This window comes from Candidatus Nitrosopumilus sp. (assembly GCF_965223225.1).
In the GTDB taxonomy this organism is placed as follows: domain Archaea; phylum Thermoproteota; class Nitrososphaeria; order Nitrososphaerales; family Nitrosopumilaceae; genus Nitrosopumilus.
Window position 1 is genome coordinate 1,151,711 of record NZ_CBDCVU010000004.1, and the last position, 13,853, is coordinate 1,165,563.

Annotated in this window: 17 protein-coding genes and 1 tRNA gene; 12 read left to right on the forward strand and 6 right to left on the reverse strand. The window is 37.6% G+C overall.

All coding sequences use genetic code 11. The features are described from left to right. Nucleotides 1-115 precede the first annotated feature (115 nt). A complete protein-coding gene (gene purN / locus ACOQN3_RS07375; protein ID WP_420545832.1) occupies nt 116-736 on the forward strand; it encodes a phosphoribosylglycinamide formyltransferase in 621 nt (206 codons plus the stop codon). Here the strand turns inward: purN and ACOQN3_RS07380 are convergent. Then, nucleotides 733-1,059 carry a cupin domain-containing protein gene (locus ACOQN3_RS07380; protein ID WP_420545833.1) on the reverse strand — a complete coding sequence of 109 codons (327 nt, stop codon included), beginning with the start codon at nt 1,057-1,059 and terminating at the stop codon, nt 733-735. The two genes, purN and ACOQN3_RS07380, sit on opposite strands and share 4 nt — an antisense overlap. A 1-nt stretch (nt 1,060) precedes the next feature. After that, nucleotides 1,061-1,405 (reverse strand): antibiotic biosynthesis monooxygenase family protein, encoded by a 345-nt coding sequence (locus ACOQN3_RS07385; protein ID WP_420545834.1) that lies wholly within the window; start codon nt 1,403-1,405, stop codon nt 1,061-1,063. Between the two features lie 31 nt (nt 1,406-1,436). Here ACOQN3_RS07385 and ACOQN3_RS07390 point away from each other — a divergent pair, with 31 nt between their 5' ends. Both ACOQN3_RS07390 and ACOQN3_RS07395 read left to right on the forward strand, forming a co-directional pair. Next, a complete protein-coding gene (locus ACOQN3_RS07390; RefSeq protein ID WP_420545835.1) occupies nt 1,437-2,300 on the forward strand; it encodes a bifunctional 5,10-methylenetetrahydrofolate dehydrogenase/5,10-methenyltetrahydrofolate cyclohydrolase in 864 nt (287 codons plus the stop codon). Further along, entirely contained in the window at nt 2,290-2,853 is a 564-nt protein-coding gene (locus ACOQN3_RS07395; RefSeq protein ID WP_420545836.1) for a 5-formyltetrahydrofolate cyclo-ligase, read from the forward strand. The genes ACOQN3_RS07390 and ACOQN3_RS07395 overlap by 11 nt, the downstream gene beginning before the upstream one ends. On the opposite strand, the gene purD is transcribed toward ACOQN3_RS07395, so the two are convergent. Continuing rightward, nucleotides 2,844-4,106, reverse strand: a complete 1,263-nt coding sequence (gene purD, locus ACOQN3_RS07400; protein ID WP_420545837.1) for a phosphoribosylamine--glycine ligase — start codon at nt 4,104-4,106, stop codon at nt 2,844-2,846. The two genes, ACOQN3_RS07395 and purD, sit on opposite strands and share 10 nt — an antisense overlap. Nucleotides 4,107-4,192: 86 nt before the next feature. Here purD and ileS point away from each other — a divergent pair, with 86 nt between their 5' ends. Then, nucleotides 4,193-7,390, forward strand: a complete 3,198-nt coding sequence (ileS, locus tag ACOQN3_RS07405) for an isoleucine--tRNA ligase (RefSeq protein WP_420545838.1) — start codon at nt 4,193-4,195, stop codon at nt 7,388-7,390. Between the two features lie 66 nt (nt 7,391-7,456). Here ileS and ACOQN3_RS07410 read toward each other — a convergent pair whose 3' ends face one another. Continuing rightward, complete coding sequence (locus tag ACOQN3_RS07410) at nt 7,457-8,020, reverse strand: methane monooxygenase/ammonia monooxygenase subunit C (protein ID WP_299291478.1); 564 nt, start codon at nt 8,018-8,020, stop codon at nt 7,457-7,459. A 269-nt stretch (nt 8,021-8,289) separates the two neighbouring features. Here ACOQN3_RS07410 and ACOQN3_RS07415 point away from each other — a divergent pair, with 269 nt between their 5' ends. The 7 genes from ACOQN3_RS07415 to ACOQN3_RS07445 all read left to right on the forward strand — a co-directional run bounded on the left by ACOQN3_RS07415 (nt 8,290) and on the right by ACOQN3_RS07445 (nt 12,547). Beyond that, a complete protein-coding gene (locus ACOQN3_RS07415) occupies nt 8,290-8,601 on the forward strand; it encodes an ArsR/SmtB family transcription factor (protein WP_420545839.1) in 312 nt (103 codons plus the stop codon). Nucleotides 8,602-8,779: 178 nt separating this feature from the next. After that, entirely contained in the window at nt 8,780-9,112 is a 333-nt protein-coding gene (locus ACOQN3_RS07420) for a hypothetical protein (protein WP_420545840.1), read from the forward strand. A gap of 136 nt (nt 9,113-9,248) precedes the next feature. Further along, nucleotides 9,249-9,836, forward strand: a complete 588-nt coding sequence (dps, locus tag ACOQN3_RS07425) for a DNA protection during starvation protein (protein ID WP_420545841.1) — start codon at nt 9,249-9,251, stop codon at nt 9,834-9,836. A gap of 119 nt (nt 9,837-9,955) precedes the next feature. Next, the gene (locus ACOQN3_RS07430; RefSeq protein WP_420545842.1) at nt 9,956-10,285 is read left to right on the forward strand and encodes a hypothetical protein; all 330 of its coding nucleotides are present in this window, start codon (nt 9,956-9,958) and stop codon (nt 10,283-10,285) included. A gap of 40 nt (nt 10,286-10,325) precedes the next feature. After that, the gene (locus ACOQN3_RS07435) at nt 10,326-11,432 is read left to right on the forward strand and encodes a succinate--CoA ligase subunit beta (protein WP_420545843.1); all 1,107 of its coding nucleotides are present in this window, start codon (nt 10,326-10,328) and stop codon (nt 11,430-11,432) included. Then, nucleotides 11,429-12,346 (forward strand): succinate--CoA ligase subunit alpha, encoded by a 918-nt coding sequence (locus ACOQN3_RS07440; RefSeq protein WP_420545844.1) that lies wholly within the window; start codon nt 11,429-11,431, stop codon nt 12,344-12,346. The genes ACOQN3_RS07435 and ACOQN3_RS07440 overlap by 4 nt, the downstream gene beginning before the upstream one ends. Nucleotides 12,347-12,379: 33 nt before the next feature. Next, nucleotides 12,380-12,547, forward strand: coding sequence for a 50S ribosomal protein L40e (locus tag ACOQN3_RS07445; RefSeq protein WP_012215508.1), 168 nt, complete (start codon nt 12,380-12,382; stop codon nt 12,545-12,547). Nucleotides 12,548-12,572: 25 nt separating this feature from the next. Here the strand turns inward: ACOQN3_RS07445 and ACOQN3_RS07450 are convergent, their stop codons facing one another. After that, a complete protein-coding gene (locus tag ACOQN3_RS07450) occupies nt 12,573-12,821 on the reverse strand; it encodes a hypothetical protein (protein WP_420545845.1) in 249 nt (82 codons plus the stop codon). 93 nt (nt 12,822-12,914) lie between these two features. Here ACOQN3_RS07450 and ACOQN3_RS07455 point away from each other — a divergent pair. Next, a tRNA-Val gene (locus ACOQN3_RS07455) sits at nt 12,915-13,008 on the forward strand. A 378-nt stretch (nt 13,009-13,386) separates the two neighbouring features. Here ACOQN3_RS07455 and ACOQN3_RS07460 read toward each other — a convergent pair. Next, nucleotides 13,387-13,728 (reverse strand): Fic family protein, encoded by a 342-nt coding sequence (locus ACOQN3_RS07460; protein WP_420545846.1) that lies wholly within the window; start codon nt 13,726-13,728, stop codon nt 13,387-13,389. Nucleotides 13,729-13,853: the final 125 nt, after the last annotated feature.

Sequence of the window (13,853 nt, forward strand, 5' to 3'; positions counted from 1 at the left end):
TAAAAAACACAATTACTTTTTTTATTGAATTTAGGAATCGTGAACAAAACTTGTACGATGAGGATCATTGTTAAACCACACACATTAATTGCAGAATTAATGTAAAATCAACCAAATGAAGAATCTCGGGATATTGATTTCAGGCAGAGGCAGCAACATGGAATCTATCCTAAAAGCAATTGCAAAAAAAAAGATACCCATCACACCATCAATAGTGATCTCAAATAGACCAGATGCCAAAGGACTTAAAATTGCAGAGAAATTAGGAGTCAAAACAGAGGTTGTTGAAAGCAAGGGATTCAAAGGCACAAGATGGGATTACGATCAAGAGATCATAAGGGTCCTAAAAAAGCACGGAGTTTCCCAAAAAAATGGGCTTGTTTGCCTTGCAGGATTCATGCGTATTATCAGCCCAGAGTTTGTAAAAAAATACAAAAACAGAATCATCAATATCCATCCAGCACTTTTACCATCATTTCCAGGATTAGATTCACAAAGACAAGCATTAGAGTATGGCTCAAAATATTCAGGATGTACAGTTCATTTTGTAAATGCAGGGATGGATACAGGTCCAATAATAATCCAAGCAGTAGTTAAAATCAAAGAAGACGACACAGAGGAATCGCTATCAAAACGCATTCTAAAAGAAGAACACAAGATCTATCCTAAAGCAGTCAGTTTATTTGCACAAGACAAAATCAAGGTTCAGGGCAGAAAAACAATAATCAGTGTCTAGTCAGTATCAGGTCCACCAAAAAAATACAAAACTTTGAGAGCCTCTTTGTTTCCATGAAAGTGATGCGGAACATCTTTTCCAACAAAAAAGACCTTGTCTTGTGATACCCCATAATCCTTGTTGTTGATGTTTAGAAATCCATCACCTGATATGACATAGTATATCTCATCATTCTCATGAGGTTCTTGAGTATCTTCTTGTCCAGGTTCAAGATACAAAACACCTGCAGCCAAGCTTTCCTTGTTGATAAAAGTGTAAAAATAAGAAGAACTGCTTTTCTTGATTTTTCCTACATATGAGGAAACATCAAATTCTTGCTTCAATTTATTCAGCAGCTACGGTGAATGTTTTTCTTACAGGATCTGCACTCATAAAGGAATGTCCCTTTGGATGAATTTTCTCATGTTCAGGACTCTGATGCATTTTGATGAAGGTTTCTTTGCTTTCATGTTCTACTAATATTCTGAAACTTCCATCTGCAGATTTGAGGAATTTTCTGGAAATAAATCCTGGAAAACTTTCTAAAACTCTGTTGGATTCAGAAAACCACTCTTTGAAACCTTCCTCAGCTCCTTCTTTGAGTTGAATATCTGCCATCATTACAAACATAGTAGAGCCACAACTTATGCCATTTAATTTCTTTTCTAAGATTTCCATTTCAAAGTCCAAGAATTAAATATCTACAGAGTGCCAAAACGTCATGGCAGGCACCAAAATTGACGGAAAGGTCATTGCACAGTCAGTCAAAGACAGGGTCAAAAAGGCAGCAGAGGAATTAAAATCACAAGGAATCAATCCATGCTTGGCCACAATCCTAATTGGCGATAATCCAGCATCTGCCACATATGTCAGAAACAAGCACAAAGCATGCGAAGAGGTGGGAATTGCAACAAAAGACCACAAGATTGGTGCAGACATTACACAGATTGAACTAAACAAGATAATTGATGAGTTAAATTCAGACCCTTCAGTGCACGGCATTTTGGTTCAACTTCCATTGCCTGATCATTTAGACGAATTTGCAACAACATCAAGAATATCTCCATTAAAAGATGTGGACGGACTCACGCCACACAATGCGGGTCTTCTTGCAATGAAAAAGGCAATACTTGTTGCATGTACGCCATCAGGAGTAATGGAGATGTTTGAGTATCATGGTATTGATCTTGAAGGTAAAAATGTCGTACTGATAAACAGAAGCAATCTTGTAGGAAAGCCACTATACCATTTACTGTTAGAAAAAAATGCAACTGTGATGACGTGCCATTCTAAAACAAAGAACCTAAAAGAGTTATGCAAAGAAGCAGACATTATAATTACTGCAGTAGGCGACAGAACAAAATTCACTTTAACTGCAGACATGATAAAAGAAGACTCTATTGTTATTGATGTTGCAATATCCAGATTCAATGAAAAACTAGTAGGAGATGCAGACTATGAAGGGATTATTCAAAAAGCATCTTTTGCAACACCAGTTCCAGGAGGAGTGGGCCCCATGACAGTAGCAATGCTGTTAAAAAACACAATAACTGCAGCATCATTGAGTAGTCAAATTGGAAGATAATCCAGAAAAAAAATCATTGAGGAACCTATTATTACAAAAAAGAGAAAACACATCCTCAGATTTTCTTAATATTGCAAGCGAAAAAATTCAGAAGAAATTAAAAAAAATAAAGGAATTCAGAGATGCACAAAAAATTGGCGCATACTATTCAATAGGAAACGAAGTGCAGACAAACGAGATAATACAAGAAATGCTCAGTAGTGGAAAAGAGGTATTTTTGCCCAAGACAATAGGCCAAGAAATGGAGTTTAGAAAGATCAAAGACTTTGCAAGCCTAGAGAAAGGAAATTTTGACATAATGGAGCCCAAAGACAACTGTGAAAAAGACAATGAATTAGACATGCTGCTGGTGCCGACAGTAGGGATTTCAGTAGACGGAGTCAGGCTAGGATACGGGCATGGGTTCTATGACAAATTTTTGGCCCAACATAAAACAGTGACAGTCTCACTTGTAATGGAAAAACAAATTGTAAAAAAAATTCCCAGATCAGAACATGATGTGCCAATTGACTGGATAGTATCTGAAGACAGAGTAACTAAAACTCACAAATAAGAAAGGCCTTTTTTGCCAATATCTTTTCTGCAATACTTGTGAGGCCATGAAATTTTCTCAGCTGCAGAATATGCGTTTTTTATCGCAGAATCCAACGAGTCTCCTAACGCAACGACTCCCAGTACACGTCCGCCATTTGAAAGAATTTTTCCATCTTGCTTTTTTGTTCCTGCGTGAAATACAAAACCGTTTTCAAAGTTAGAGTCCAGTCCCGTGATTGCTTCATCTTTTGGATATGATTGTGGGTATCCTTCAGATGCCAAAACAACACAAACTGCAGATTGTTTTTTCCAGGAGATTGGAGGCAATGAAGAAAGGTTTCCCTCTGCACTTGCAGTCAGATAATCATACAAATCAAAATCCATTCTGGCAGTAATAGGTTGACATTCTGGATCACCCATTCTCACATTATATTCAAGCACGTATGGTTCGTTATCTTTTATCATTATTCCAGCATAAAGAAATCCTTTGAATGTGATTCCTTCTTTTTTCATAGATTGAATTGTTTTATCAATAATTTTTTCCTGAATTTTTTTTGTCAACTCTTCATCAACAATTGGAGTAGGAGAATACGCACCCATTCCTCCGGTGTTTGGGCCTTTATCATCTTCGAAGATTCTTTTGTGATCTTGGCTAGAAGCCATAGGAATTGCAACGGTTCCATCAGAGAGTGCAATGTATGAGGCCTCAATTCCGTCAATTCGCTCTTCAATTATTATTCGATTTCCAGCATCACCAAAAGTCTTCTTGATCAGGATTGTTTGAATTGCATCAAGTGCTTCTTGTTTTCCGTTACAAACAATCACACCCTTGCCAGCTGCCAAACCATCTGCTTTTACCACTACATCATAATCAAGTGAATTTACATAATCTTGTGCCTTTTGGGCATTATCAAATATCTCAAATCTTGCAGTCTGGATATCGTTTCGTTTCATAAACTGTTTTGCCCAAATTTTGCTTGATTCAAGCTGCGCTGCCTGTCTTGAGGGTCCAAAAATCTTCAGATGGAGTTCATTGAATTTATCAACTATTCCTCCTGCCAGGGGGTCCTCAGGTCCCACTACCGTAAAGCAGTTGTTTTCTTTTGCAAACTTTGCCAGACCATCAAGATCATTGACAGTTAGTGGCACATTGTTTTGTGTTCCGCCATTTCCAGGGGCAGTGTAAACAACATCAACATGGGGGCTCTGACTTAGCTTCCATGACAACGCATGCTCTCTTCCTCCAGAACCTACAACAAGAACATTTACCAATGAAAATTATTTTTTTGCCAATTATATAATCCAAATCTTGATTTGCCAATTTAGCTTTATAATGTCACCAATATACCAAAAGCCAGATGGAACTTTCTGCAAAATTTGACGCAAAAGAAATCGAATCTCAGGTAAGAGAGTATGTCAAATCAATTGATTTGAAAAAAGAGATCTTTGCATCAGACAAGCCAGAAAAGATAAGATTTATCGAGGGCCCACCAACAATGAACGGAATTCCTCATGCAGGGCACCTGAGAGGACGAGTAATCAAAGATTTGTGGTATAGATTCAACACATTACAAGGAAAAAAGATAGAGTTTAACGGCGGCTGGGATACTCAAGGGCTTCCAGTAGAGTTGCAAGTTGAAAAAGAGCTTGGAGTAACCGGAGGAAAAACAGAAGCAATCAAGCAATTTGGAATTGAGAGAATTGTTTCAGAATGCAAGAAAGTTGTTCAGAAATACAACAAGACATGGCTTGAGGTAGACGACCTGCTTGGAATGTCATTTGATCATGAAAAGGCCTATTGGACATTTAGAGATGAGTTTATTGAAAGAGAATGGCAGATTCTCCGCAAGGCCCACGAGAACGGAATTTTAGAAGAGGATTTTACAGTAATTGCCTATTGTCCAAGTTGCCAGACATCACTTAGTCATGCCGAAGTAAACCAAGGATATGAGGAAGTCAAAGACCCATCATTATACTATAAGGTAAAACTAGTCGATGAGGATGCATATTTGGTGGTATGGACCACAATGCCGTTTACACTTGTCACAGATGCAATGGTAGGACTGCAGCCAGATGAAGACTATGTCTACGTTGATGTGGAAGGCCAAACTTGGGTCGTAGGAAAAACAAGATTAGAAGAATTCATGAAGGAAGTAAAAATTGAAGATTATAAAATTAAAAAAACAGAGAAAGGATCATATTTTGAAGGCAAAAAATACATTCATCCATTGCTTGATGCAATTCCAGAATTAAAAGAGCATTCAAAGGCAGAGAATTTCCATGTTGCAGTATCTGAGAGTTTTGTGGATGCAAGCACCGGCAGCGGTCTGGTTCACTTATCTCCTGCAAACGGAGAAGAAGATATCAAAATTGCAAACAAAAGAAAAGTCAAGATTTTCAGCCCGATTGATGACGAGGTAAAGTTTACCAAGCTTGCAGGAAAATACGAAGGACTGTTTGTCAGAGATGCAGACAGACAAATTGTGGAGGATCTAAAAGAGGCAGGCGCATTAGTAAAGATTGGAAAAATAAAACACAAGTATCCACTTTGTTGGAGGTCACACCATCCAATTGTATGGCTTGCAAGAAAGGGATGGTTTTACAAATTAGAAAGGCTAGATAACAAAGCAATTGATGCTGCTGACAGTGTGGAGTACTTTTTTGATCAGCCAAAAAACAGGTTTCTGGGAATAATCAAGGAGAGGCACCCATGGTGTATCTCAAGGGAGAGAGTTTGGGGTTGTCCATTGCCAGTATGGGATTGCAGTGATTGTGGAAAGAAGAGTTGGTTTTTCTCCAGGAAAGAAATAATCGATGCTGCAAAAGACCTTCCAGACGGTCCTGAATTTGAACTGCACAGACCATGGATAGACAACATTTCCATAAAGTGCAAAGACTGCAGCAGTTACAATACAAAAAGAGAAGAATACGTTTTAGACACATGGCACAACAGTGGATCTGCACCCTACTCGTCACTAACTGATGAAGAGTACAAAGATGAGATACCAGCACCGTTCTTTACAGAGGGAATTGATCAGACCAGAGGTTGGGCATATACCCTGCTAATTGAGAATGTGATTTTAAACAATGGTCCGACACCGCCTTACAAATCATTTCTGTTTCAAGGACACGTATTAGATGAGAAAGGAGGCAAGATGAGCAAAAGCAAAGGAAACATCTTGGAGGGCTCTGAGATATTAGAAAAGTACCCTGTTGATCTAGTCAGATTTTATTTTATGTGGAAAGCAAGTCCAATTGAGCCCCTAAGCTTTAGCACTGAAGAATTGATGTCAAGACCATACCAGGTAATCAACACGTTGTTTAATCTTCACTTGTACTTTAAACAGAACAGCGAGTTTGACAAATTTGATAAATCAAACACCGTAGAGTGGGCAAAAAAATCAGACCTGTTGAAATCACCTGACATCTGGCTTTTATCAAAACTGCAAAAGTTGATTCAAAAAATAACTGAGAGAAATCAATCATGCAAATTCCATGAAGCAGCAAAAGCAATTGATGATTACATAATCAACAACCTAAGCCAGATTTACATCCCAATTACTAGAGGAGAATTGTGGGATGAAGATGACGCAAAGAAAAACAGGAGACTTGCAATCTATGCTGTTTTGCAAGAAGTTTTGAAAAAACTAGACATTTTGATTCATCCGTTCTGTCCATTTACCAGTGAATATCTTTACCAGACAGTCTTTGAAGAACATCAAAGCATACTGCTTGACAAATGGCCAACACCCCAAGACTCTTTTGTAAGTGAGGAAATTGAAGAGTCCTTTGATATCATGAAAGACGTTGTCTCTGTTTCTTCGGCTGCAAGAATGAAAGGCAAGCTCAAGAGGAGATGGCCTCTAAATGAAGCAAAAATATGCGTAAAGAAGGGACAAAAAAACAAGCTAGAGTCATTGTCTGAATTATTACAGTCACAGCTCAACGTTGAGAAATTTACCATAACTGAAACTGAAAAAGAAGAGGGTTTGGAGCAACTAATAGAGCTGCAAGACTCAGAAATGCCGGTAAAACCAAAAGTAGAGTTGGAGAGAAAGAAGATAGGTCCCAAAGCAAAACAGCACATGGGAAAACTTGTTTCAAACTTTGGTCAAACCAATCCGGAACAAATCATTTCATCACTGCAAAAAGACAACGGTTACACATTTGAGATTGATGGCCAAAAGATTCTCTTGGATGGAAAAGACTTTGTTATAGACTTTGAAGAGAATGAAAATTTTGCAATGGCAAAAAGAGACAGATATGTTGTTTTTGTTTCCACCACACGAAACAGAGAGATGACTGCAAAGGGACTGGTAAAAGACGTTGCAAGAAGAATTCAGACCCTAAGAAAAGAGAGAGGATACAACCCTACTGACGTGCTAAATGTTGCATCAGTTTTGGATTTGGATGAGGAATCACAAAATATGATTGATGAGAGAAAAGAAGAATTGGTATTTTTGGTCAGAGTCAAAGAGATTAACTTTGAGAATACATGCAAGGAATACAAGGAAGACGACATTGACGGCCAAAAAATTAGAATCGGCATAGAATAGAATTATTGTAAACTAGTAAAAATAAAAGATAAAAAAATGTGCTTTTGCACAATTTTGTTTTCTTGTCTATGGGATTGCTCTACTGTACAATTTGCCTTCTAGGGCCATCTTGTACATTTCTGCAACATATGGATTCTCACCAGGAGTCTCTGCACCTAATTCTACGAGTCTAGCATATACTCTGACTACGTATGCAAGTGCACCCATGAATGCTACTACAACACCCATGTTAAACATCCAGTGATTTGGTACTGCAAAGATTTCCTCTACAAACCAGAAGTGCCACATCTCATTGACTCCAATTGTAAACATGGTTGCAAGGTAACCAAGAATAGTCATCTTCAAACCAGTGTTCATTGAGTTATTTGGACCTCTGAGAACTGGTACTTTTCTATCATAGATTGCTGCTGCTCCCCATCCAAGTGGTAATGCAACAAAGTGGGAATACAGCCACCAGTGTGCTGGTGTAAATGCACTGTCTCTGATAGAAGTTTGGTGTAGAGAACCATCAACGAAGTTATCTACTTCGACTGATGCTGCAGTTGACCCCATAGCAATAACGATGAGCCAGATTTTCTTTAGTCTCTGAATCTCAACTTCTTTTGGGATTAATGCGGGCATCTGTGCCATATCTCTGTTTGACGTGTTGGAGGTTTAAACTCAGAGACGATTTCGAATAGTGCAAATCTGGAATTCTCATAAAAAATAAAAACAAAAATAAAAAAATTTTAAAAAAATGTAAATGATTTTGATGAAAAATTATATCAGAAAAAAAATTTCATGCAGCAAAATCCAATGTTAAACATTATTGCATATCATCAAAACCAAAAATTTTGCAAAAAGTATAGTGCATTGCAGTCATACTGCTTTAATCTGTGGAAGCTTACCTTGTTCAAGAAATGATACAAGAAAAGTATCAACAAAGAGAGCAAGGAGACATACTAAGACTAATCTCTGATCAGTGTACAAGAGAAATCATCAATGTTATCAGTTCTGAACCAAGATCAGCTGTGCAGATAAGTAAGGAACTGAATACAGAAATCAGTACAATCTACAGAAAACTGCACAAGCTTGAAGAGTATGACTTGCTGCAAATAACGTTTCAAATTACGCCAGATGGCAAAAAGTCGTTTTATTACAAAAGCAAGCTAAACTCTGTTAATGCAAGCTATCAAGAAGGCAAGTTCAATGTCAGTTTAGAATTTAATTAAAAACTACATTTACAAGAATATTGATGAGATGGCACAGATGCTAAAATCATCAACACTCTTGCAAAGTCATTACGTCAAAATAATAAATAAACACAAAGACGTTTGGCAAAAAAAGAAATCAAAAATGCATTGCGTTGCAGTCTTAGTCTTTAAATAAATTTTTCAGACATACATGTTCATGTCACAAGTAGAGATTCAATATGATCAGTTCCTGTCATCAATTGGAAAGACTATCTCAAACATGGATGTTAATCTGCTGGTAAAGATAATGTATCTTGAGAGAAGGCTGCCAGACGTAAATCCAAGAGTTGAGTTGCACATAGACTACAAATCAGGAGTAGACCCATTAAAAAAACAAGAAAAGATTAGAGCAAAATACGGATTCCCAATACAGCCAAGTCTGCATGGATTGACTGCAGTAGGTCAAATGAACGTTGACATGATTGAGGAAATTTCAGCAGATCAGGACATAAAATACATTTCAGGAAATGCAACACCTGCATCATATTAGATAATGATGATGCTAATTCACATCACTTTATTTTTAAAAGATAAAACAATACTTTGATCCAATACTATCATCTCACAAATTTATTTTTCAATTATAAATGCAATATTTTTATTGCAACAGGTGACTTTACAAGAAAATGTCCGAGTCGACAAGTCCAAATGTTGTTGGAATCAATGTCCTAAAACAAAACGGCCTTGATGTTGATGAACTGGTAAAAGAGCTGATAAAAAATGCAGCAGTAGAATTTACAGCATACTACTACTTTACCAACCTCAGAGCACATTGTACAGGAATGGAAGGCGAGGGACTAAAAGGAATTATCGAAGATGCAAGACTAGAAGACCTTAGTCACTTTGAATCATGTATTGAGAGAATCTACCAGCTTGGAGGTGCTCTTCCAAATGATGCAACAGAATTTATCAAAATATCTGGATGTGAATTTCTGCAGTTACCACCAAACCCAACAGATCATATGGCAATCCTAGAAAAATGCCTCAAGGCAGAACAAGGTGCTATTGTCAACTGGAATAAAATCTGCAAGATGACGTTAGGAAAAGATCCTGCAACATACGATATTGCAAAAGACATCCTAGCTGAAGAGATCGAACATGAGTCATGGTTCTTAGAATTAATCTATGGAAGACCATCAGGACACATGAGAAGAAAATATTCCGGTGAGAGACCACACACACATAAACATTCAAGAGCACTAGATATGGCATAATGCCAAATCATTTTCTTTCTTTATTTCTGAGCTTTGAATTTAGTGTGACATTATTGACGACAAATAGTGAAGATGGTTTGTTTTATCACGGTTAAATAGAAAAATCACATAGTAAACATGTGGTTAAGCAGATTAGTCTGGATGCATGGCAGATTCAACACTTGACAGATCTATTACAAAAGGGATCAGACATTGTCACAAAGACAAACAGACCCATCGTACTATACAGACAGACACTGGAAGAAGAAGACGAATCATATGAGGAGATTGTCTGCACGCTAACCAAAGGATACATCATCGAACAAATGGTCACATCAGGTGGAATCCTAGTTCCAAGCTTTCACCAACAATTCGTATTCAAAATAGAAGAATATCCAGAAGAATTGCTAAGAAAAAGCAAAGATCGCTTTTTGCAGATGATTGATTTTCTAGAAGAGCAGCTAAAATAGCATCATAGTTAATAAAGAACATAAAATTCATGAATTCTACATGCGTTTACTAGAGTTTCAAGCAAAGGAGTTGTTCAGAGAGTACGGAATAAACCTACTTGACAGCAAATCATCAACAAATATCGAAGAAGGAAGAGTCCATGCAAAGGAATTAGGATATCCATTTGTGATTAAAATCCAGGTACCGGTCGGAGGAAGAGGAAAGGCAGGAGGAATTCAAAAATGTCAAAATGATGACGAATTTGAGATAAAATATCCACAAGTGATGGACTTGACAATTAAAGGCGAGAAAGCAAGAGCGATTTTGCTTGAAAAGATGGCAGACATCAAAAAAGAGTTGTATCTGTCATTGTTTTTGAACCGCTCAAAGAGATGTTATACAATTATTGCCTCAGCTGAAGGTGGAGTTGAAATTGAATCAGTGAAAAACCAGATAATCAAAGAAGTAGGACTAGGAGATGTCTCAGACGAGGTTGCAAAAGAGGTTGCAAAAGAGATGGGCCTTGAAGGAATTACAGCAGACGGCTTTGTTGATACGTTAAAGAAATTATCAAAACTTACAATAGAAAAAGAAGCAGAACTAGCAGAAATCAATCCACTTGCAATCATGCAAGATGACACAATAATGGCACTTGATGGAAAGTTTGTCACAGATGACAACAGTAACTTTAGACATGAAGAGTTGCAAAAGTACCAAGAAAAATCAGAGATTGAAGAACGTGCAGAAAAAAGTGGATTCTCGCTAGTTGAACTAGACGGAGACATTGCAGTAGTCGGAAACGGAGCAGGTTTGGTAATGTCAACACTTGATATGTTATCAGACAATGGCGGAAAGCCTGCATGTTTCTTAGATGTCGGGGGCGGTGCAACAACCGAATCAGTTTATGAGGCATTGACACTAATTAGCAAGATTGACAGAGTAAAGGGAATTTTAGTAAACCTTTATGGAGGAATCGTAAAGACAACAGTAGTTGCAGAGGCATTCCTAAAAGCATACGAGGACAACCTGATTGACTTGCCGGTCTTTTCAAGACTCAAAGGAACAGAGTCAGAAAAAGCAAAAGAGATGTTGCAAGGCTCTAGAACAAAAATATATGATTCTGTAGAAGAAGCAATTAATGCAGCTGTAATGGAGGTTAAGAATTGACTGACATTTTTGGATTACTCAAAGGAAAACCCGAAGATCCAGACTATGAGAAAAAAGGAGTGATTGTTCAGGGAATTACAGGAGCATATGGTTCCCTTCATGCAAGAAACATGATGGCATACGGCACCAACGTTGTTGCAGGAGTCACCCCAGGAAAAGGTGGTCAGAAATTTGACGATAAAGTGCCAATCTACAACACCATGAAAGAGGCAGTAGATGCAACCGGTGCAAAAATTTCAATTGTTTACGTTCCAGCAAAGTTCTTCCTAGGTGCAGCAAAAGATGCACTAGAGGCAGGAATCAAGCTGCTAGTTGCAATACCAGAACATGTTCCAATCAGAGATACAATGGAAGCATTAGAATTAGCAAAACAAAAAGACGCAGTAATCATCGGCCCAAACACTCCAGGAATCATGATTCCAGAACTAATCAAGGTAGGAATCATGCCACCAACTCCATTTAAGGCAGGAAAGATTGCAGTCCTCTCAAAGAGCGGAACCTTGTTGTATGAAATATCAGATGCACTAACAAATGCAGGCTTTGGCCAATCAATCACAATCGGAATTGGAGGAGACCCAATCAACGGAACAAGACTGATTGACGCATTTGAGATGGTAAAAGACATTCCAGACCTTGAAGGACTAGTAGTAGTAGGAGAGATAGGAGGAGACTCTGAAGAGATTTTAGCTCAGAGAATTATCGATAGTGGATTTAACAAGCCAACTGTAGCATACATTGCAGGAAGGGCAGCACCAAAAGAGAAGAGAATGGGCCATGCAGGAGCCATAGTCATGGGAACTTATGGTTCAGCTGAATCAAAGGTATCAATGTTCAACAAGGCAAACGTTCCAGTAGCCAAAAGACCAATTGAAGTGCCAGTACTGCTAGCAGGAAAGATGGAAAAATCCGATTAGAATAAAAGAGAGCGACTGAGGAGATAGAATGAAATGCCAATAACAGATCCAGAAAAGAAGCGAATTGCACAGCAGGCACGTCTTGTAATGAGAATTTGTTTTAATTGTGGAGCAAGAAACGATGTTGGTGCTACTAGATGCAGAAAATGCAGAAACCCATACCTGAGATTAAAGAACAGAAATCTCGGCGTAAAGAAGTAGCAGTTAGCAGTATTATTTCTAAATTCTAAAAAACCATCAACCTTTCACGGTATTCAGATATTGCGATTTTCATATCAGATTTGTATTGCATTACAAATGACTTTGCAGCATCAGATTCCTCAAGTTCATCCAAGGTCAACTGCAAGTCATCAGGAAGCTGCTCATTCATTTGATAGAGGACTTTGGCAGCATCCACATACTGGCCCAAGTTCTCAGCATACTCAAAGACCAGTTTCATGCGGTCAATTAACGCGTCAAACTCATGCAATGTCATAGAATCTCTGAATAAACTGATTAGAAAAGGCAGAGGTAATTGTGCAATATCCCAATCTAAAGACAAAAAAACTCGTGTTATTGTAAAGTTGTTGGACCGGTCGTCTAGTTTGGTTTGGATGACGCACTCACACTGCGTAAGGAATCAATTCCCGCAAAGGTCGTGGGTTCAAATCCCATCCGGTCCATATCCCAAATTAGGATTAAAAAAGACGCATGCGTAATCAACGCCATAATTTCTAAAAAAATAGGCTTAGTTTATTATTAATTTACAAAAATTTTCATGTTGAAGGTACGGACCATAGCAGGTCCACACCATGTGGAAATCCTGAAAAGATAAAGTTTGTAATTGATAGAAAACATGTCAAAATAGAACAAGTTCAGTAAATATTTTGGATTCAGTTTCAAATGTAAACTCGGTGAAGAATTAAATAGTAATTTGCAGAATATTGTTTGATGGCTACCGTAACATCTCCACCGCTTCCAAAAGATGTAAAGAACTCTAAAATGGTTGAGGAAGTAAAAGAGATGATAGACGAGGATCTAGAGCTATTTGAGAAACTGGCCTACAAGTAATCAAATTTTATATCTTCAACTTTACGAGTCAAATATTCTTCAACTTCTGAATAGATTGTAGGATCATCTTCAAATTTTTCCTCCGCAGTACGTCTAAGCATATCTGCAAATTGATCCTCTTCTTTGGCATTGTAAAATCTTAGTTGGTATAGATTCCTTCCAAGAAAATTTTTCACGAGGTAATGCGATGTTCTACGATTTCCTTCAATAAATGGTTGATTGTAAGATATTCCAGCTAGAATATGCGTTGCCTTTTTGATTATTCTTGTTCTTCTATCTGATATGTCATTAAAAGAATTTACTTTATCAAAAATAGCGTTTAGGGTTTCCATATTAACACGACTGGTTCATGATCATAAGAACAAATCAGTTTGTTGACTTCGATTATCTCTTCAATATCTTTTTGTCCAAAGATCTCAAACAATTCAATTAGTGTTGTTATTTCCAGTATTTAACA

Coding starts and splice junctions, on each gene's coding strand:
- purN (WP_420545832.1), top strand. CDS start 116: ATGAAGAATCTCGGGATATTGATTTCAGGCAGAGGCAGCAACATGGAA.
- ACOQN3_RS07390 (WP_420545835.1), top strand. CDS start 1,437: ATGGCAGGCACCAAAATTGACGGAAAGGTCATTGCACAGTCAGTCAAA.
- ileS (WP_420545838.1), top strand. CDS start 4,193: ATGGAACTTTCTGCAAAATTTGACGCAAAAGAAATCGAATCTCAGGTA.
- ACOQN3_RS07410 (WP_299291478.1), bottom strand. CDS start 8,020: ATGGCACAGATGCCCGCATTAATCCCAAAAGAAGTTGAGATTCAGAGA.
- ACOQN3_RS07415 (WP_420545839.1), top strand. CDS start 8,290: ATGATACAAGAAAAGTATCAACAAAGAGAGCAAGGAGACATACTAAGA.
- ACOQN3_RS07420 (WP_420545840.1), top strand. CDS start 8,780: ATGTCACAAGTAGAGATTCAATATGATCAGTTCCTGTCATCAATTGGA.
- dps (WP_420545841.1), top strand. CDS start 9,249: ATGTCCGAGTCGACAAGTCCAAATGTTGTTGGAATCAATGTCCTAAAA.
- ACOQN3_RS07435 (WP_420545843.1), top strand. CDS start 10,326: ATGCGTTTACTAGAGTTTCAAGCAAAGGAGTTGTTCAGAGAGTACGGA.
- ACOQN3_RS07445 (WP_012215508.1), top strand. CDS start 12,380: ATGCCAATAACAGATCCAGAAAAGAAGCGAATTGCACAGCAGGCACGT.
- ACOQN3_RS07450 (WP_420545845.1), bottom strand. CDS start 12,821: ATGACATTGCATGAGTTTGACGCGTTAATTGACCGCATGAAACTGGTC.
- ACOQN3_RS07460 (WP_420545846.1), bottom strand. CDS start 13,728: ATGGAAACCCTAAACGCTATTTTTGATAAAGTAAATTCTTTTAATGAC.